Raw genomic sequence first — 18,505 nt, forward strand, 5'->3', positions numbered from 1 at the left:
CCTCGGAGGTGTACTCGCTGCCGCGGTCCGAGTGTACGACGCAGCCGGCCTGGAGGTCTCCCCGGCCGGCGGCCATGGTGAGTGCGTCGACGACCAGTGAGGCCCGGTGGTGGTCGGCCATCGCGTAGCCGACGACCTCGCGGGTGGCCAGGTCCAGCCAGGTCGCCAGGTAGAGCCAGCCCTGCTCGGTGGGGATGAAGGTGATGTCGCCGACCAGTTTCACTCCGGGCTCCGGGGCGGTGAAGTCACGGCCGATCAGGTCCGGGGCGGGCACCGCCCGTTTCGCGGGCCTGTGAGCGACCGGCGCCTGCGGCGCGTGACGCCGGCGATGCCGCGTTCCCGCATGACCCGCTCCACCCGCTTGCGGTTGACCAGGCGTCCGAGGCGGACCAGTTCGGCATGGATGCGCGGGGCGCCATAGGTGTGCTTCGAGGCGACGTGCAGCACGGTGATCTCGTGGGCCAGGGCGTCGTCGGCCTCCTGGCGGCGTCGGCGGGCGGCCTCGCCCTCGGCCCAGGCGTAGAAGGAGGACCGGGCGACCTTCAGCAGCCGGCACAGGAGAGCGACGCCGAAGGTGGTCTTCTCCGCCTCGATGAACCGGTAGACATCCGTCATCGATCGCTCTCCTTCGCGAAGAAGACCGCCGCTTTTCGCAGCACCTCGATGGTCCTGGCCTGCTCGGCGTTCTGCCTGCGCAGCCGCCTGAGCTCCTCACGCTCGGTCGAGGTCAGCTCGCCCGGGCGGCCCTGGCCGCGGTCGGCCTTCGCCTGCTTCACCCAGCCCCGCAGACCCTCCGCACTCACACCGAGGTCACGGGCGACCTCGGTGACCGTCTTGTCGGAGGCCAGCGCCAGCTCGACCATCGCGCTTGAACTCCTCCGTGTACCGCCTGCTGCGGTTGCTGTTGCTCAACCTGAACCACTTCCCCTGGGACCCATCCGTCCCAGTGTCCACGTGTCCAGGTCAACGGGGGAGCTTCACGGTGACCTCGACACCGGCCAGTTTCTTGAGATACGCGTTGACGTCCTCGCCGGTCACGGTGTGCCAGGAGCGCTGCTCCCAGTAGGCCAGGAGCCGATCACCACCGCGCCGGCGTCGCAGAAGTGCGGTGAGGCTGCGGCAGGCGGCGGGGTCCGCGACGATCTGGACGATCTCCTTGCCGTGCTTTCCCGTGCAGGTGAACAGGACCGCACCTGCCTGGCAGCGGGAGTGCTCGCGCAGCAGTGTGGTGAGGCCGTAACTGTTGTTCAGTTCGGTGTAACGGTCGTTGCCGATGCGGAAGAAGCCGAGATCGAGCAGACGTACGGCCGTGGCCAAAACCCGGTCCCGGGTCAATCCACGATCCTGCAGATGCCCCTCGACGGCCTCCCGGACCGCGGGCAGGGCTTCGGCGACATCGAGCACGTGCTCATGCTTGGCCTGCTCCTGCTCCGCTCGGAACTGTGGGTGGTACACATACTGGCGGCGTCCGGCGGCGTCGGTACCGACGGCCTGAAGATGCCCGTTGGGCCGGGTGCAGATCCACACGTCCCGCCAGGCCGGCGGTATGACCAGCTCCCGGATACGGGCCAGCTCGTCGGGATCGCGCAGCGGCTCACCGTGGGCGTCGAGGTAACGGAAGCCGCGTCCGTGGCGCAGGCGGCGGTACCCGGGGTCAGTGGGACGGCTGTGGTGAAGACGCACTCCGACCTCCTTGGACGCACCTGCCGCGAGGGAGGTGCCGACGCGTACGGTGCACGGCCTGCCGTCCAGTGCTCAGCCGGCGCATGCTCCTCTTTTCTCCTACCCCGTATCCCGGCTTTCCGAGGGACGCCGACCCGGGACCCGCCCACGGATGGGGCCGTGGGGTCCGGGTACTCGTGGAGCCTTGCGCACGGACCTTCCGGAGGGCCGCATGCGCACATCGGCGAGGTGGCGAGGTGACGTTGTCACTGCCTTCCGGCGAATGTGAGGAGATGCACCGATGAGCGAGCAGACACCTTCCGCGGAAGAGCCGGACAGGTACGCCCGGGCGCGGAGCGACGAGGAGCCGGGGGCTCATTCCGGTGGGGAGAGCCAGGCACGGGAGCGGGTCCTGCCGGGCACGGCAAGTGCCGCCGAGGGCTACCCGTCACAGAACGGAACGGCACAGGGCGACCCTCTTGTCGGGGTCGAGAAGTCCGCACAGGCCGCACAGGGTGGCGAAGGGCCCGGGCCGGTCACGCGGGAGCATGTGCGGGAGTTGCTCGAAGCCCGCGACGACGGGCCGACCCTCGTCGTTGTGGAGGGCCGGGCCCAAGTGGTGCCCGCCGACGACCTCGGGTCCGGCCGTTACGCCGGTGCCCTTGAGGTCGTCTCCGGCGAGGAGCTCACCCGTCAGGTGCCGCCGGGCGCCCGCTCGGAACGCGAACTCGACGCATTGGCCGCCACTTTGAACACCATGGTGTCGAAACTCGGGGCGTGAGACACCCTGTGTCTCAGCCTGTCCGACGCCCCGTGCCGGGTGCGCCGCCGAGCGCGTCGACGATCTCGGTCACGTTCGCGTAGGAGCCGCTGTCCGGCAGGCTCCGCGCCGCCTCCAGCACGGGGCCGGGCGCGTGGTGCGCCGCCAGGACGTCCAGTACGGTCCGCCGGTCGGCCGGGAAGGCCGTACGGTCCAGGTGGCGTGCCAACTCCCGTCGCAGAGAGTCCGCTTCTGTCTCCGCCCGAGCCCGGTCACGCTCCTCGCCGGGCGGGGGCACCGGTCCGCTCGCGTCAACGCGCAGGTCGTCGTCGGCGGGCGGCTCGGGGTCGTTGCCCTCCTCCGCGTGGGTGGCCCGGCCGGACCGCAGCAGGCCCTCCAGCTCGTGCTTCATCTCGTCGTCCTTGCGCGGACCGACCGGGTTGCTGCCTCGCTCCATTGTCGAACACCTCCGTTTCTCCGAGGGGGCCGTCGTTACCGTCACCGTCCGTCTGCTGTCGTCACCCCGCGGTGGGCTCGTATGTCCAGCGCAGCAGGGCGCCGAGACCGCCGACCGGGATGTCGGCGTCTTCCCCCGACCCCTCGGAACCGTCCGAACCATCCGAGGTCTCCAAAGGATCCGCAGCAGGGACGACCAGTACGTCGGCGGCCGTGACGGCGGCCGAACGCAGCAGCGCGTCGTCGGCGCGTACGGGGACGGGATCGCTCTCGCCCAGGGTCTGCGCGTCGGTGCGGCGCACCGCGACCTGGTCGGGCTGCGCGCCCACCCACGTCTCACGGCCCAGGTCGGATCCTTCGGGCCGGATCAGCAGCGTGTCGATGCGGTGCTCCCGTGCCGCCTCCACCACGGCCGGGACGCCCTCGACCGCGTCCGTCGGCCGGTCGGTGCCCACGCGTCCGGCGCGGAAGCGGTCCAGCGCCTCCTCGACGCGACGGCGGGTGTGCTGGTGCCGGGCCTGCTCGATGGCCTCTTCCAGGGCGGGAGAGGACGAGCCGGCGGCGCGGCCTCCGTGCTCGGTCTCCACCGTGACCGCGCGGACGGCGTCGGGGAGCCTCTCGTGCACCGCGGGCCGTTCGCGGGGATCACCGACCAGCACCACCAGTTCGGCGCCGCACTCCTCGTACGCCGCGCCCAGCGCTTCGGCGATCTCGCCGGCGTTGTGCTCCCAGGTGTTCTCCACCTTGAGCTGGAAGTGCCGCTCGGACCAGTCCGCCGAGGCCGTGCGGTGCACCGGCCGCTGCCGCCCTTCCACCCGCCCGGCGTCCCGCGGCCCGGCCGCTCCGCGCACTTCGAAGTCCGCGCCGGTCCGGTCGATGTACGCCACGAGGCAGACGGGGTCCTGGCCGCACAGTTCCAACAGCGGGGTCAGCCGGGGCAGCGGAGCCCAGGACGCGATGTGTCGCTGCGGCGGCCGGGCAAGACGATGGCTGAGCACCACTTCGCCACCGGTGGCGAAGACCACCCGGCCCGCCGGGTCCTCGGCGGGGCTCATGTCGATCAGGACGTCGTGTACCGCCCTGATGGTCTCCGCGTCGGCCCCCTGCTCCTCCAGCGTCCGGCAGACGTCCCGTACGGACAGCTCGCGCCGCTTGGCACCCGACTCGTCGTTCTCGCCGGGGTCGAAGTAGACGGTGGCCCAAGGGCCGGGCCGGTCGAAGAGTGGTTCCAGGAATGACAGTTGCACGTTTCCTCCTCGTTCGTCCCGGTGGGGTCTCGGTCCGGGTGCCCGAGCGGCGGCGAGGGACACCCGGGGCTCCACGCATGCACCGGGGCTCCAGGCATGCAACCGTCGGGTTTGGTTACTCAAGCGGACACGCAAGTGAACCGAAGAGCGAGGAGAGTCCCGTGAGCGGACAGACCTGGCGCCGGGCTTTGGTGACCGGCGGCGCCGGATTCGTCGGGTCGCATCTGTGCGGTCGGCTGCTCGACGCCGGGTGGGACGTCGTGTGCCTCGACAACCTGGCCACCGGGTCCCGGAGCAACGTGGCCGTGCTCCAGCAGCAGGCCGGCTTCCGCTTCGTGCGCGCAGACGCCACCGACCCCGCGGCCTGGCAGGCACTGCCCGGCCGCTTCGATGTGGTGCTGCACTTCGCGTGCCCTGCCTCGCCCGCCGACTACCTGCGGCTGCCGCTGGAGACCCTCGACGTCGGCAGCACCGGCACCCGCCTGGCGCTGGAACGCGCCCGGACCGACGGCGCCCGGTTCCTCCTCGCCTCCACTTCCGAGGTGTACGGCGACCCACTGGAGCACCCGCAGCGCGAGACGTACTGGGGCAACGTCAACCCGGTCGGCCCGCGCAGCGTCTACGACGAGTCCAAGCGGTTCGCCGAGGCCCTGGTCACCGCCCACCGGCAGGTGCACGGTACGGACACCGCCATCGTCCGCATCTTCAACACCTACGGCCCGCGCATGCGCACCGGTGACGGCCGCGCCGTCCCCGTCTTCATCTCGCAGGCTCTGGACGGCATGCCGCTGACCGTCGCAGGTGACGGCGGCCAGACCCGCTCGCTGTGCTACGTCGACGACACCGTGGACGGCGTCCTGGCCCTGGCGGCCTCCGGTGAACCCGGCCCGGTCAACATCGGCGGCGGCGAGGAGATCACCATGCTCGACCTCGCCCGCCGCATCGTCGAGATCACCGGTTCCTCCTCCCCCATCCGGTTCGTCGAACGTCCGGTCGACGACCCGGGCCGGCGCCGCCCCGACACCAGGCTGGCTCGGGAGCGGCTGGGATGGCAGCCCCACGTGGACTGGACCGGGGGCCTGAAGCGGACGATCGGCTGGTTCTCGCGGTCCGTGGCCGCCTGAGGTAGCGCTTGGCGCCTGAACGCAGCCGCCGCTGCGTCAACATATTCCATAATAAATAGCACTTACCGTGAGATGTCTGGGCTGTCACCGGATGAGCTGTCTCCACATGTTTGAGACAACTGCGGTGCGGCACTCGCTGGGACCAGAGTGACGCAGTACGCCGCCCGGGACGGAGCACCCATGCGCATTCTTGGAATCAACGCCCTATTCCACGATCCTGCCGCAGCCCTGGTCGTGGACGGGCGAACGGTCGCGGCCGCGGAGGAGGAGCGCTTCAGCCGCCGCAAGCACGGTAAACGGCCGGTGCCGTTCTCCGCCTGGGAGCTGCCCGAGCTGTCCGCCCACTGGTGCCTGGAGCACGCCGGCGTCCGGCCTGAGGAGCTGGACGCGGTCACGTATTCCTACGACCCGAAGCTCGCCCGGCCCGCCACCGATATGGGCCTGGACGATCCCTGGGACCCGATGCGCCAGGACTACGCCCGCCGCGCTCCCGAGTTCCTCGCCGAGGCGCTGCCTGGCCTGGACCCCGAGCGGGTCGTCTTCGTCCCGCACCACGTGGCGCACGCCGCCTCCGCCGGACGCGCCGCCCCGCACCCCGACAGCGCCGTTCTCGTGCTGGACGGCCGCGGCGAGAGCGCCTCCCACCTGGCCGGCCGCTACGACGACGGCAAGCTCGACACGCTCTTCACGCAGCCGCTGCCCCACTCACTCGGCCTGGTCTACGAGGACCTCACCCAGCACCTGGGCTTCCTGCGCAGCAGCGACGAGTACAAGGTGATGGCGCTCGCCTCCTACGGCAAGCCGCGCTTCCTGGCCCAGCTGCGGCAGCACATGCACGCCACCGGCGACGGCGGTTTCCGCGCTCATGGCGTCGACTGGTCCGCGCTCGCCCCGCCCCGCGGCAAGAACGAACCGTGGACCCAGGACCATGCCGATCTGGCTGCCAGCACCCAGGCCGTGCTCGAAGAGGTCCTGCTCGACCTCGTGCACTGGCTGCACCGTGAAGCCGGCGGGGAAAGCCTCACCCTGGCCGGCGGCGTCGCGCTCAACTGCGTCGCCAACTCCAAGATCGCCGCCCGTGGGCCGTACCGGAACGTCTGGGTACAGCCCGCCGCCGGTGACGCCGGGACCGCGCTCGGCGGGGCCCTGCACCTGGCGGAGAACCCCGAGCCCATGTCCGGCGCCGACCTCGGCCGTGGCTGGAGCGACCAGGAGATCCGCGCCTGGCTCCAGGACGCCGGCGTCCCGTACGAGGAGCCCGCCGACGTCGCCGAGGCTGTCGCCGAGGAGCTGGCCCGGGACGGCGTCGTCGCCTGGTTCCAGGGACGAAGCGAGTACGGGCCGCGCGCCCTGGGCCACCGTTCCCTGCTGGCCCACCCGGGCCGGGCGGAGAACCTGGAGCGGCTGAACCGGGTCAAGGGCCGCGAGGAGTTCCGGCCGGTCGCGCCCATGGTGCTCGCCGAACGCGCCCACGAGCTGTTCTCCGGCGGCCCGCTGCCGAGCCCGTACATGCTGTTTGTCCACGACGTCGCGGACCGGTGGCGCGACCGTGTCCCGGCCGTCGTGCACGTCGACGGCACCGCCCGCATCCAGACCGTCGACTCCGGTCAGGAGCCGCTCGTGGCGCGCATGCTGACCGCGTTCGAGCAGCGCACCGGGCTGCCCGTCGTGGTCAATACCAGTCTCAACACCGCCGGGCGGCCCATGGTCGACGACCCGCGCGACGCCCTGGAGTGCTTCGGCTCCGCTCCCGTGGACCTGCTCGCCATCGGACCCTGCGTGGTGCGCCGGGGCGTGATGTTCGGGAGGGCCTGACGTATGACCGCGTACGCCGTCGTCATCCCCACGCTGGTCCGCGACACGCTCGCCGACTGCCTGACCGCACTGGCCGCCGCGACCGGGCCGAAGCCCGAGGAGATCGTCCTTGTCGACGACCGGCCCGAGCCCGAGCCGGACCCCGACGCGCTGGAGCACCCGCTGAGCGTCCTCGGGGCGCTGCGCGAGCGGACCCTGGTGCTCCGCAGTGGCGGACGCGGGCCCGCCGCCGCCCGCAACAGCGGTGCGCGCGCGGTCACCGCGCCCTGGGTCGCCTTCCTCGACGACGACGTGCAGGTCGGCCCACACTGGTGCGACCAGCTCTCCCAGGACCTGGCGGAAGCCGGCCCCGACACCGGTGGCGTGCAGGGCATCATCGCCGTACCGCTCCCGGGCGAGCGCCGGCCCACCGACTGGGAGCGCGGCACCGCCGGTCTCGCCCAGGCGCACTGGATCACCGCCGACATGGCCTTCCGCGCCGCGGCGCTGAAGCAGGTCGGCGGCTTCGACGAGCGGTTCCGGCGGGCCTTTCGCGAGGACGCCGACCTCGCCCTGCGGGTGCTGGACGCCGGATGGCGGATCCGGCAGGGGCGGCGTACCACCCGGCACCCGGTGCGGCCCGCCGACCGCTGGGTGTCGCTGCGTGCCCAGCGAGGCAACGCCGACGACGCCCTCATGCGGCGCCTGCACGGACCCGGTTGGTGGCATCGGGCCATGGCGCCGCGCGGCCGGCTGCGCAACCATCTCGCAATCACAGCCACCGGCCTGGCCGCCTGCGCTCTCGCGGTGACCGGGCAGCGCAGGGCCGCCGCGGCGGCAGCGCTCGGCTGGGCCGCCGGCACCGGTGAGTTCGCCTGGGCGCGCATCGCGCCCGGCCCGCGCACCCGGCACGAGGTCGGCACCATGCTCGCCACCAGCGTGCTCATCCCGCCCGCGGCCACCTGGCACTGGTTCAACGGCCTGTGGCGCCACCGCGACGCCGCCCCCTGGCCGGAGGTGGCGCCGTGACCGAGATCGACCTCGTACTGTTCGACCGCGACGGCACCCTCGTCCATGACGTTCCCTACAACGGCGAGCCCGACCTGGTCCGCCCGGTCGGTGGCGCCCTCCGGGCCCTCGACCTGCTGCGCGCCCGGGGCATCGGCACCGGCGTGGTCACCAACCAGTCCGGCATCGCACGCGGGCTGCTTGCCACCGCCGACGTCCGCCGGGTCAACGAGCGGATCGACGAACTGCTCGGCCCCTTCGACGTGTGGGCCGTCTGCCCGCACGGCCCCGAGGACGGCTGCCACTGCCGCAAGCCCCGTCCCGGCATGATCCTGTGGGCCGCCGACCGGCTGCGCACCCCGCCGGAGCGGATCGCCGTGATCGGTGACATCGGCGCCGACGTCGAGGCCGCCCGCCGGGCCGGCGCCCTCGGCGTCCTCGTTCCCACCGAGCAGACCCGGCCGGAGGAGATCGCCGCCGCCGAACACGTGGCACGCGATCTGCCGGCAGCCGTGCACGCGGTGCTGTCCGGACGGCTGTCACCCGGCCGCGGCCGAGCCGACGAGCGGCCCGTCGAGGCCGCCCACGGAACCACCGGGAGGATCCGATGAGGGCCCTCGTCACCCGCCTTGACAGCTTCGGCGACGTACTGCTCGCCGGACCCGCGATCCGTGCCGTCGCCGCCCGGGCCGACCACGTCACCGTCCTGTGCGGCCGGCTCGGCGCCCCCGCCGCCCGCATGTTGCCGGGCGTCGACGACATCCTCGTCTGGGACGCCCCCTGGGTGGGTTTCACGCCCCCGCCGGTCGGCCGCGGAGAGGTCGAGCTGCTCATCGACACGATCGACGCCGACGCGGCACTGATCCTGACCTCCTTCCACCAGTCCCCCCTGCCCGCCGCCCTGCTGCTGCGCCTGGCAGGCGTGGCGCACATCGCCGCCGACAGCGTGGACTACCCCGGCGCGCTGCTCGACGTACGCCACCAGCGCGCCCCGCACGCCCATGAGGCGGAGACCGCGCTCGACCTCGCCGAGGCGGCGGGCTTCCCCCGCGTCGACGACGGCAGGCTGCGCGTGCTGCCCCCGCCCCACACCGTTCGGCTGACCGGCCCCGAGCCCTACGTCGTGCTGCACCCCGGGGCCAGCGTCCCCGCCCGGGCCTGGAGCCGGGAGCGGTGCGCCGAGGCGGTGCGGCAACTGACGGCGGCCGGACAGCGGGTCGTGGTGACCGGCGGTCGGGGGGAGCGGGAGCTGACCGCGTATGTCGCCGGTGAGCACGGTCTGGATCTCGGCGGCCGTACGGACGCCGTGGAACTGGCCGGTGTGCTCGCCGGGGCGCGGGCCGTCGTCACCGGCAACACCGGGCCGGCCCACCTCGCCGGCGCCGTCGGGACCCCCGTGGTCTCCCTGTTCGCCCCGGTCGTTCCGGCCGAGCGCTGGCGGCCCTACGGCGTTCCGTACGTGCTGCTCGGCGATCAGGACGCGCCCTGCGCGGACAGCCGTGCCCGGGACTGCCCGGTGCCCGGCCATCCATGTCTGGAGTCGGTCACCGCGGAGGACGTGGTGGTCGCCGTGGAGAAGGTGGTCGCGCTATGAGGATCCTGATCTGGCACGTGCACGGGTCGTGGACCACGGCCTTCGTGCAGGGCCCGCACACCTACATCGTCCCGGTCGCCCCGGACCGCGGGCCCGACGGTCTCGGCCGCGCCCGCACCTTCGACTGGCCGGACAACGTGATCGAGCTCCCGCCGGAGCGGCTGCGGGACGCGGACATCGACGTGGTGATCCTTCAGCGCCCGCACGAGTACGCCCTGGTGGAGGAGTGGTTGGGCCGGCGCCCGCCCATGGTGTACCTGGAGCACAACGCCCCCCACGGCTCCCCGGGAGTACCGGACACCCGGCACCCGGTCGCCGACCTGCCCGGGGTGCCGCTGGTCCACGTCACCCACTTCAACCGCCTGATGTGGAACGCCGGGAGCACCGACACCACCGTCATCGAACACGGCATCGTCGACCCCGGCCCGCTGTGGACCGGCGAGATCCCACACGCGGCCGTCGCCGTCAACGAGCCGATCCGGCGCGGCCGTACCACCGGCACCGACCTGCTGCCGACGTTCGCCGAGGCCGCCCCGCTGGACGTCTTCGGCATGCGGACCGACGGGCTCGCCGACCACCTCGGTCTGCCGCCCGAGCGCTGTCGTTCACATGAACTGGTCCAACGGGACCTGCACTCGGCGATGGCCGGGCGCCGCGTCTACCTCCACCCGGTCCGCTGGACCTCCCTCGGCCTGTCCCTGCTGGAGGCCATGCACCTGGGCATGCCCGTGGTCGCCCTCGCCACCACCGAGGTCACCGAGGCGGTGCCGCCGGGCGCCGGAGTGGTCTCCAACCGCATCGACGTACTGACCGACGCCGTCCGCGACTTCATCGCCGACCCGCTGCACGCCCGCACGGTCGGCGAGGGAGCACGCGCGGCGGCGCTCGCCCGCTACGGGCTCTCCCGCTTCCTGGACGACTGGGAGCGGCTGCTGAAGGAGGTGACCCGATGAGGATCGCCATGGTGTCCGAGCACGCGAGTCCGCTCGCCGCGCTCGGCGGAGTCGACGCCGGCGGCCAGAACGTGTATGTCGCCCGCCTCTCGGAGGAGTTGGTGCGTCGAGGCCACGACGTCACCGTCTACACCCGGCGCGACGCGACCGATCTGCCCGACCGGGTGCCGCTGCCCGGCGGCGCCGTCGTCGAGCACGTGCCCGCCGGGCCACCCGAGGCCATACCCAAGGACGTCCTGTTCGAGCACATGCCCGCCTTCGCCGTCCACCTGTCCCGGGCCTGGCACCGGGAGCGGCCCGACGTCGTGCACACCCACTTCTGGATGTCCGGCATGGCCTCCCAGATCGGCGCCCACTCGCACGGCATCCCGGTCATCCAGACGTTCCACGCCCTGGGCACCGTCAAGCGACGCCACCAGGGCCGGGACGACACCAGCCCGATCGAACGCGTCGGCATCGAACGTCAGATCGGCCACACCTGTGAGCGGGTCCTGGCGACCTGCACCGACGAGGTTCAGGAGCTCGCCGCCATGGGGGTGTCCGCCGGCCGGGTGTCCGTGGTGCCGTGCGGTGTCGACGCCGACCTCTTCCACCCCGGGGCGGACACCGCCGTCGCCCCCGCGCGCGAGCAGCGGCACCGGCTGCTCGCCTGCGGCCGGCTGGTCCCCCGCAAGGGCTACGACCAGGCGATCCGCGCCCTCACCCGGATCCCGGACACCGAACTCCTCATCGCCGGCGGCCCGCCCTCCGAGCGGCTGCACGCCGAGCCCGAGGCCCGACGGCTGCTGAGGCTGGCCGAGGAGCAGGGCGTGGCCGACCGGGTGCGCCTGCTGGGTGCCGTCGACCCGCGCCGGATGCCGGCCCTCATGGCCGGCGCGGACTTGGTCCTGTGCACTCCCGTGTACGAGCCCTTCGGCATCGTTCCGCTGGAGGCCATGGCCTGCGGGACACCCGTCGTCGCCACCGCCGTCGGCGGCCACCGGGACACCGTCGCCGACGGGCGCACCGGACGGCTCGTGCCACCGGGCGACGCCCCGGCGATCGCCGACGCCGTCCGCGACCTGCTCGGACACGAGCGCAGACGCAACCGCTTCGGCGCGGCCGGCCGCGAGCGTGTGCTGGCGCGCTACACCTGGCGGCGCGTCGCGGACGGAGTGGAACAGGTCTACCGGCAGACCGCCCTGGGCCGTGAACTGCGTACGGAGGTCGCCTGATGAGCACCCACGCCGAATCGTCCGTCACCGCGCACTGCGACGAGCTGCTCGACGCCTTGGTCCGGTTCCGGGAACGGGCCCATCTGACCGAGCGGTGGGGCGAGCGACTGGCCGCCGTTCTCGGCGGTGGCGGACGGCTGCTGGCCGCCGGCAACGGCGGCAGCGCGGCCCAGGCCCAGCACCTGACCGCCGAACTCGTCGGCCGCTATCGCGACGACCGGCCGCCGTTCTCGGCGATAGCCCTGCACGCGGACACCTCCAGCACCACGGCCATCGCCAACGACTACGGCGTGGACGAGGTGTTCGCCCGCCAGGTCCGCGCCCACGGCCGCCCCGGCGACGTCCTGATCCTGCTGTCCACCTCCGGCGCCAGCGCCAACCTGCTGTCGGCCGCCGACGCCGGACGCGCGGCGGGCCTGACCGTGTGGGCGCTGACCGGCCCGGCCCCCAACCCGCTGGCGGCCTGCGGTGACGACGCGCTGTGCGTGTCCGGCTCCTCCACCGCGACCGTCCAGGAACTCCACCTGGTGGCGGTGCACATGGTGTGCGAGGCGTTCGACGCGGCCGTGGAGAGGGCGGCGAACGAGAGGAACCGGAGGTGACCATGGCAGGCTCTCGTTCCGGCAGGTCCGCACTCGTCGTGGTCGGCGACGCCCTGCTCGACCGCGACCTCACCGGCACCGCCGACCGGCTCGCCCCCGATGCGCCGGTACCGGTCGTCGCGGAGCGCACCCGGCGGGCGCGGCCCGGCGGCGCCGCCCTCGCGGCCTGCCTCGCCGCCCGCGACGGCCGGGACGTCACCCTGATCACCGGTGTGGGCGACGACCCGGCGAGCGAGGAGCTGCGCCGGATGCTCGACGGCCGGGTGAAGGTGATCGGCCTGCCGCTGACCGGGGCGCTGCCGGAGAAGACCCGCGTGCTGGCGCAGGGCCGCCCCGTCGTACGGCTGGACCGCGGTGACGGCCGCGTCCGCGAAGCCACCGACGAGGCCCGCGAGGCGGTCCGCTCCGCCCCGGCCGTCCTGGTCTCCGACTACGGCCGGGGCGCGACCGACGCCCTGCGCGACGTCCTGGCCGCACGCCCGCCGCTGGTCTGGGATCCGCATCCACGCGGCGGACCGCCGGTGCCGGGCACCCGGCTGGTGACTCCGGCCCGGTCGGAGGCGCACGCGTTCGCGGCGGCCGCCGAGGACCAGAACACCACCAAGGCGCCGGGCAGCGACCTGCGCGTCGCCGCCCGCGAGGCGGCCGCACTCGTACGGCTCTGGCGGGTCGCCTCCGTCGCGGTGACCATGGGCGCGCGCGGCGCCCTGCTGTCCTACGGGGAGCATCCCCTGCTCGTCCCGGCGCCCGCCGCCCACCACGGCGACCCCTGCGGTGCCGGCGACCGGTTCGCCGCCACGGCGGCCGGACTGCTGGCCGACGGGACACTCGTCGGCGAGGCGGTGGAAGGCGCCGTCGCCGCCGCGAGCGAGTTCGTCGCCGCGGGCGGCGCGGGTGGACTGGCCGACGGCGCCTCCGCGGAGGCGGACTCCCGGCCGCCGTCCGGTGAGGAGAGCGTTGACCCCGACGCGGCCCCGGACCCGCACGCCGTGATCGCCCGGGTGCGAGCGGCCGGCGGTACCGTCGTGGCCGCCGGCGGCTGTTTCGACCTGCTGCACGCCGGGCACGTCGGCCTGCTGCAGGCCGCCCGGCGGCTCGGCGACTGCCTCGTCGTGTGCCTCAACTCGGACGCGTCGGTGCGGCGCCGCAAGGGCGAGGGCCGCCCCGTGAACCCGCTCGCCGACAGGATCCGCGTCCTGCTCGCGCTGCAGTGCGTCGACGCGGTGGCCGTGTTCGACGAGGACACCCCGGAACAGCTGCTCGCCGAGCTGCGGCCCGATGTCTGGGTCAAGGGCGGCGACTACACCGGCGCCGACCTGCCCGAGGCGGCACTGCTGCAGGAGTGGGGCGGGCAGGCGGTGCTGCTGCCGTACCTCGCCGGACGGTCCTCCACCACGCTCCTGGACCGGGCGGCGGAGGGGGCCCGATGACGCGCCCCCGCCTGCTCGTCCTGCGCGCTCTCGGCCTCGGCGACCTCCTCGCCGGGGTCCCGGCCCTGCGCGCCCTGCGACGGGCCTTCCCCGGCCACGAACTCGTGCTGGCCGCCCCCGCCGAACTCCAGCCGGTGGCGGCGTCGATGGGAGCCGTCGACCGGCTGCTGTCCGCCTCCGCCCCCGGCCGCGCCGTACCGCGTGCCCTCGACTGGGACGGCCCGCCACCCGACCTCGCCGTCGACCTGCACGGCAACGGCCCGCCCAGCCACCGCCTGCTCCAGACGCTGCACCCGCGCCGCCTCTTCGCCTTCGCCCACCCGGACACCCCAGAGATCGACGGTCCCCGCTGGTGGGCGGAGGAACACGAGCGGGACCGCTGGTGCCGTTTCCTGGAGTTCTACGGCGTCCCCGCCGACCCGGCCGACCTACGGCTGCCCCGCCCACAGAGTGCCTCCCCCGGGCCAGGGGCCGTCGTACTGCACCCGGGCGCCGGTGCCCCATCCCGATGCTGGCCCGTCGACCGCTACGCCGCCGTCGCCACCGCCCTGCGCGAGCGCGGCCACCGGGTCGTGGTCACCGGAGGAGCGGGCGAGGACGACCTCGTGGCCCGTCTCGCCAAGCAGGCTCGGCTGCCCGACACCGACACCTTCGGCGGCGGCCTCCCCTTCGAACGGCTCTCCGCGCTGGTGGCCGGCGCCCGCGCGGTCGTCAGCGGCGACACCGGCATCGCCCACCTCGCCGTCGCCCACGCCACCAGTTCGGTGACCCTGTTCGGTCCGGTCCCGCCGAGCCGCTGGGGTCCGCCGCGCGACCCGCGACACCGCGTGCTGTGGCATCCCGGCCCGGAGGGCGACCCGCACGGCCGCCGCACGGACCCGGCACTGCTGCGCATCGGCACCGACGACGTACTGCACGCCCTCGACCAGCTCGACGAACTGCCCGACACGCCATGAACCAAGCGCCCGTAGGCATCGTCATCGCCACCCGCGACCGGTCGGCGAGCCTGGCCCGCACCCTGGGTCGGCTTCTCGACCTGCCCGAGCGGCCGGAGATCCTCGTCGTCGACAACGCCTCCACCGACGACACCCGCGCCCGGCTCGCCCGCGACTTCCCCACGGTGCAGGTGCTGTCCCTGCCGTTCAACCGGGGGGCGCTCGCCCGCACCGACGGCGTGCGCCGCCTGCGCACTCCGTACGTGGCGTTCAGCGACGACGACTCATGGTGGGCACCCGGCGCCTTGGAGCTGACGGCCAAGCTGATGGACACCCACCCACGCCTCGGCCTGGTCTCCGCCGCCACTCTGGTCGGCCCCGCCGAGGAACCCGACCCCCTCAACGAGGTCCTCGGCGCCTCCCCGCTCGGCCCGGCTCGGGATCTGCCCGGAACCCAGGTCCTCGGCTTCCTCGCCTGCGCCTCCGTCGTCCGCCGTGAGGCGTACCTCGACGCGGGCGGCTTCCACCCGCTGCTGTTCTTCGGCGGTGAGGAGACGCTCCTCGCGTACGACCTCGCCGCACGCGGCTGGGGCGTCACCCACTGCCCGGACCTCGTTGCCCACCACCACCCTGACCCGGCGCCCCGCAACGGCCGCCCGGCCGTCCAGCGCCGCAACGAACTCCTCACCGCCTGGCTGCGCCGCCCTGTGCCCCACGCCCTGGCCGGCACCCGCGACCTGGCCGCCGACGCCCGCCGCGACCCGACCGCCCGGCAGGCCCTGCGCCAGACCCTCACGCGTCTTCCGGCCGCCCTGCGCGCCCGCCACCCCCTGCCCCCACACCTGGAACGGGCCGCCCGCACGCTGGACGGAGCACAGCCATGACCGACCCCCGCACCACCGTCGTCGTCATCACCCACAACCGCCGCCCCGAACTCTTGCGCACCCTCGACCACCTGGCCGAACTCCCCGAGCAGCCGCAGGTGATCGTCGTCGACAACGCCTCCACCGACGGTACCGCCGACGCGATCGCCCGCCACCACCCCCGGGTCCGGCTGCTGTGCCCCGGCCGCAACCTCGGCGCCGTCGGCCGCAACCTCGCCGTCCGCGAGGTCCGCACGCCCTACGTGGCGTTCTGCGACGACGACTCCTGGTGGAGCCCCGGCTCACTGTCCGGCGCGGCCAACCTGCTCGACCGGTACCCGGCACTCGCCACCGTCACGGCCCGCATCCTGGTCGAACCGGAAGGCACCGAAGACCCGATCACCGAGGAACTGCGCAACTCGCCCGTGCCCGCTCCGGACTGGCTGCCCGGCCCCGCGCTGGGCTCCTTCCTGGCCGCCGCGACCGTCCTGCGCACCGACACCTTCCGCACCGCGGGCGGCTTCCACCCCCGGCTCTGGCTGGGCGGCGAGGAGGAGCTGCTCGCCGTCGACCTGGCGGCGAACGGCTGGTGGCTGACGTACGCGGACCACCTGACGATCCATCACCAGCCCTCGGTGGCGCGGGACGCGACGCTGCGCCGGGCGCACGGCATCCGCAACACCCTCTGGTTCACCTGGCTGCGCCGCCCGGCCGGACCCGCGCTGCGCCGCACCGTGTACCTGGCCCGCACGGTCCCCCACGACAGGGTCTCTCTACGGGCCTTCGCCGAGGCCGCGGCCGCCCTCCCGTGGGTGCTGCGCGAGCGGCGGGTCCTGCCGACGGAAATCGAGGCGCGGATGCGCATCCTGGAGGAGGCGCAGCAGCGCTCGGCCGCCCGCCGTTACGTGGGCTGAAGCCCGCGGGACCAGGGCACACGAACGGGGCGGGGCCGCGCTCTGCGTCCCCGCCCCGTTCGTGGACAGCTGGTCAGCCCGTGTTCTCCGGGCGTTCGCCCTTCGGGCCCCGGCCACGTTCCGTCCGCGGGCCGCGCCTCTGGTGCTCCGGCTCCCGCTGCAGGGACTCGTTGGCCGCCGCGTTGGCGTCCTGGTCGGAGATCCCCGACCGCTCCGCCTCCTTGCGCAACCTCGCCCGCTTGGTGTCGTACTTCTTGCTTCCAGGTTCCGGCATGGTGGTCACCTCCTGCGGACGGGTGTCCCACGTCCTTCCGGGGCAAACGCTCAGGGCTCCGTCCAGCGGCACAGCAACCGGAACGCCACGTACAGCATCACGGGCCAGTCGGCGGCGAACGCCATATCACCCAGGGTTCGGAGGTGGTGATGCCGGACACCTGCTCCGACGGACACCGCGAGCAGCAGGGCGACGGCCTACGGGCGGGGCGTGCAGGACACCAGGCTGGACAACCTCGACCTCCGGCTCCGCCGGCTCAGCCTGCGCAGCCGCCTCGCCAGGCGACGATTCAGGAGTGGCATCGCCGGCAGCCGCATCGACCACGTCCTTGTCCGCTGCGGCGTCGCCGGCCGCCCGCTCACCATCCGGCCCACGATGCCGGCTGACACCGACCATCCTCCGACCGTCCGATCACTACGCTGTGGTAGCCGATGTGGACTGGCGACCACCGCGGAGTCAATCATGGGAACGGTGTTCTTGTGCACTGCCGCGACCTGGGTGAGAGACCGATGGATGACTATGACGTCGACGAGATACTGCAGCAGGCTGGACCGGCTGACGCTGCTGGCGGAGGCCACCTCGGCGTTGTCGAGCACGCTGGACATCGACGAGGGCCTGCGCCGGGTCTGCCGGGTCGCGGTGCCCCGGCTCGGTGACTGGTGTGTGGTCGATCTGCAGGACGAGCAGGACCATCCGCACCGCGTCTGTGTCATGCACCGTGACCCGATGGCCCTTCCCGCCAGCACCCTGGAAGACTGCCTGCCGCCCCTGCCCAAGACCAATCCCGGCCCACTGGCACGCGTCCTACGGGGAGCAGGACCGCTGCTGCTGACCGGCATGGCGACGCACGAGACGGTCCCGGACAACCCACTGCGCGCCGCCAACTCGAACTCTTCGCGCACATGGGCGCCGATTCCGTGATCATCGCTCCACTGCGGGCCCGCCGCCAGGTGCTGGGTGCTCTGACCGTCGCGCGTACGAGCGGGCGGGCAGCTCTGTGCGAGCAGGACCTCGCCCTGGTCGATGATTTCGCCCACCGCATCGCGCTGGCCGTCGACAACGCACGCCTGCACCAGGAGACCCAGCGCATCGCCGAGCGTCTGCAGCGTTCCCTGCTGCCCGAACTTCCCCGCCATCTGCAGCTGACCGCCCGCTACACGCCGTCCCGCACCACGGCGGAGGTCGGGGGTGACCGGTACGACAGCTTCCTGCTGCCCAACGGTGCCACCACACTCATCATCGGGGACGTCACCGGACACGACCTGCGCTCAGCCGTAACGATGAGCCACCTTCGCAACATGCTGCGTGGCATCGCCTGCGACCGGCAAGGACCGCCCGGCCACATCCTGCACCGTCTGGACCGCGCATACCTCAGCCTCTACGGCGGGGCCACCGCCAGCTGCGTCTACGCGCTCCTGACCGGGCCGGAAGCAGGCCCCTGGACGCTGGAGTACGCCAACGCCGGCCACCCGCCTCCCTTGCTGATCACCTACGAAGGCAACACGCGGTACCTGGACGACGGTCACGGTCCCCTCCTCGGCGTCGATCCCCGCCTCCCCCGCCCCCACGCCGCCGAAGCACCTAGGGTCTGTTGCGAAAGTGGATCTTGTTCGTTCATGATCATGTCCCGTGGGACGTGGGGATCTGACGAACGGCCAGTGGGCCCGGCTTGAGC

Annotated in this window: 19 protein-coding genes and 2 pseudogenes; 14 read left to right on the forward strand and 7 right to left on the reverse strand. The window is 73.2% G+C overall.

Translation table 11 applies throughout. The annotated features are described in order from the left end of the window. Positions 1 to 52: 52 nt before the first annotated feature. The 4 genes and pseudogenes from ACH4VX_RS34800 to ACH4VX_RS34815 form a co-directional block, all read right to left on the reverse strand. Positions 53 to 274 (reverse strand): annotated as a pseudogene (locus ACH4VX_RS34800) (DDE-type integrase/transposase/recombinase); the annotation flags it as partial. Next, a complete protein-coding gene (locus ACH4VX_RS34805) occupies positions 256 to 615 on the reverse strand; it encodes an IS3 family transposase (RefSeq protein WP_398373234.1) in 360 nt (119 codons plus the stop codon). The gene ACH4VX_RS34805 and the pseudogene ACH4VX_RS34800, both read right to left, overlap by 19 nt. After that, entirely contained in the window at positions 612 to 863 is a 252-nt protein-coding gene (locus ACH4VX_RS34810; RefSeq protein WP_398373236.1) for a transposase, read from the reverse strand. Before ACH4VX_RS34810 ends, ACH4VX_RS34805 begins: the two co-directional genes overlap by 4 nt. Positions 864 to 963: 100 nt before the next feature. Then, complete coding sequence (locus tag ACH4VX_RS34815; RefSeq protein ID WP_398373237.1) at positions 964 to 1,683, reverse strand: DNA topoisomerase IB; 720 nt, start codon at positions 1,681 to 1,683, stop codon at positions 964 to 966. A gap of 280 nt (positions 1,684 to 1,963) precedes the next feature. On the opposite strand from ACH4VX_RS34815, the gene ACH4VX_RS34820 reads away from it, so the two are divergent. Further along, entirely contained in the window at positions 1,964 to 2,443 is a 480-nt protein-coding gene (locus ACH4VX_RS34820; protein WP_398373239.1) for a hypothetical protein, read from the forward strand. A gap of 13 nt (positions 2,444 to 2,456) precedes the next feature. On the opposite strand, the gene ACH4VX_RS34825 is transcribed toward ACH4VX_RS34820, so the two are convergent. Together ACH4VX_RS34825 and ACH4VX_RS34830 are read right to left on the reverse strand one after the other, a co-directional pair. After that, complete coding sequence (locus ACH4VX_RS34825) at positions 2,457 to 2,879, reverse strand: DUF2795 domain-containing protein (RefSeq protein ID WP_142143804.1); 423 nt, start codon at positions 2,877 to 2,879, stop codon at positions 2,457 to 2,459. A gap of 61 nt (positions 2,880 to 2,940) precedes the next feature. Continuing rightward, on the reverse strand, positions 2,941 to 4,125 hold the full coding sequence (locus ACH4VX_RS34830) for a Vms1/Ankzf1 family peptidyl-tRNA hydrolase (protein WP_398373241.1): 1,185 nt from the start codon (positions 4,123 to 4,125) through the stop codon (positions 2,941 to 2,943). Between the two features lie 161 nt (positions 4,126 to 4,286). Between ACH4VX_RS34830 and ACH4VX_RS34835 the strand changes: the two genes are divergently transcribed. The 12 genes and pseudogenes from ACH4VX_RS34835 to ACH4VX_RS34890 all read left to right on the forward strand — a co-directional run bounded on the left by ACH4VX_RS34835 (position 4,287) and on the right by ACH4VX_RS34890 (position 16,556). Then, positions 4,287 to 5,249 (forward strand): NAD-dependent epimerase/dehydratase family protein, encoded by a 963-nt coding sequence (locus ACH4VX_RS34835; protein ID WP_398373243.1) that lies wholly within the window; start codon positions 4,287 to 4,289, stop codon positions 5,247 to 5,249. Positions 5,250 to 5,429: 180 nt separating this feature from the next. Beyond that, on the forward strand, positions 5,430 to 7,064 hold the full coding sequence (locus ACH4VX_RS34840) for a carbamoyltransferase (protein WP_398373244.1): 1,635 nt from the start codon (positions 5,430 to 5,432) through the stop codon (positions 7,062 to 7,064). A gap of 3 nt (positions 7,065 to 7,067) precedes the next feature. Further along, the gene (locus ACH4VX_RS34845; RefSeq protein WP_398373245.1) at positions 7,068 to 8,072 is read left to right on the forward strand and encodes a glycosyltransferase family 2 protein; all 1,005 of its coding nucleotides are present in this window, start codon (positions 7,068 to 7,070) and stop codon (positions 8,070 to 8,072) included. Next, entirely contained in the window at positions 8,069 to 8,662 is a 594-nt protein-coding gene (locus ACH4VX_RS34850) for a D-glycero-alpha-D-manno-heptose-1,7-bisphosphate 7-phosphatase (RefSeq protein ID WP_398373246.1), read from the forward strand. Before ACH4VX_RS34845 ends, ACH4VX_RS34850 begins: the two co-directional genes overlap by 4 nt. Then, on the forward strand, positions 8,659 to 9,645 hold the full coding sequence (locus ACH4VX_RS34855; RefSeq protein WP_398373248.1) for a glycosyltransferase family 9 protein: 987 nt from the start codon (positions 8,659 to 8,661) through the stop codon (positions 9,643 to 9,645). The genes ACH4VX_RS34850 and ACH4VX_RS34855 overlap by 4 nt, the downstream gene beginning before the upstream one ends. Then, complete coding sequence (locus ACH4VX_RS34860; protein WP_398373250.1) at positions 9,642 to 10,598, forward strand: glycosyltransferase; 957 nt, start codon at positions 9,642 to 9,644, stop codon at positions 10,596 to 10,598. Before ACH4VX_RS34855 ends, ACH4VX_RS34860 begins: the two co-directional genes overlap by 4 nt. After that, the gene (locus ACH4VX_RS34865; RefSeq protein ID WP_398373252.1) at positions 10,595 to 11,812 is read left to right on the forward strand and encodes a glycosyltransferase; all 1,218 of its coding nucleotides are present in this window, start codon (positions 10,595 to 10,597) and stop codon (positions 11,810 to 11,812) included. Before ACH4VX_RS34860 ends, ACH4VX_RS34865 begins: the two co-directional genes overlap by 4 nt. Next, the gene (locus tag ACH4VX_RS34870; RefSeq protein ID WP_398373253.1) at positions 11,812 to 12,414 is read left to right on the forward strand and encodes an SIS domain-containing protein; all 603 of its coding nucleotides are present in this window, start codon (positions 11,812 to 11,814) and stop codon (positions 12,412 to 12,414) included. Before ACH4VX_RS34865 ends, ACH4VX_RS34870 begins: the two co-directional genes overlap by 1 nt. Before the next feature lie 2 nt (positions 12,415 to 12,416). After that, a pseudogene (gene rfaE2, locus ACH4VX_RS34875) lies at positions 12,417 to 13,841 on the forward strand (D-glycero-beta-D-manno-heptose 1-phosphate adenylyltransferase); the annotation flags it as partial. Then, entirely contained in the window at positions 13,841 to 14,800 is a 960-nt protein-coding gene (locus tag ACH4VX_RS34880; RefSeq protein WP_398373254.1) for a glycosyltransferase family 9 protein, read from the forward strand. The pseudogene rfaE2 and the gene ACH4VX_RS34880, both read left to right, overlap by 1 nt. Further along, positions 14,797 to 15,663: a glycosyltransferase family 2 protein gene (locus ACH4VX_RS34885; protein WP_398373256.1), complete on the forward strand. Its 867-nt coding sequence runs from the start codon at positions 14,797 to 14,799 to the stop codon at positions 15,661 to 15,663. Before ACH4VX_RS34880 ends, ACH4VX_RS34885 begins: the two co-directional genes overlap by 4 nt. Next, the gene (locus ACH4VX_RS34890) at positions 15,660 to 16,556 is read left to right on the forward strand and encodes a glycosyltransferase family 2 protein (protein ID WP_398373257.1); all 897 of its coding nucleotides are present in this window, start codon (positions 15,660 to 15,662) and stop codon (positions 16,554 to 16,556) included. The genes ACH4VX_RS34885 and ACH4VX_RS34890 overlap by 4 nt, the downstream gene beginning before the upstream one ends. A 73-nt stretch (positions 16,557 to 16,629) precedes the next feature. Here the strand turns inward: ACH4VX_RS34890 and ACH4VX_RS34895 are convergent, their stop codons facing one another. Next, positions 16,630 to 16,830, reverse strand: a complete 201-nt coding sequence (locus ACH4VX_RS34895; RefSeq protein WP_142143779.1) for a hypothetical protein — start codon at positions 16,828 to 16,830, stop codon at positions 16,630 to 16,632. A 755-nt stretch (positions 16,831 to 17,585) separates the two neighbouring features. On the opposite strand from ACH4VX_RS34895, the gene ACH4VX_RS34900 reads away from it, so the two are divergent. Then, complete coding sequence (locus ACH4VX_RS34900) at positions 17,586 to 18,503, forward strand: PP2C family protein-serine/threonine phosphatase (RefSeq protein WP_398373264.1); 918 nt, start codon at positions 17,586 to 17,588, stop codon at positions 18,501 to 18,503. The last annotated feature ends 2 nt before the right edge of the window (positions 18,504 to 18,505 follow it).

The organism is Streptomyces sp. NPDC020731 (genome assembly GCF_044334705.1).
Lineage (GTDB): Bacteria > Actinomycetota > Actinomycetes > Streptomycetales > Streptomycetaceae > Streptomyces.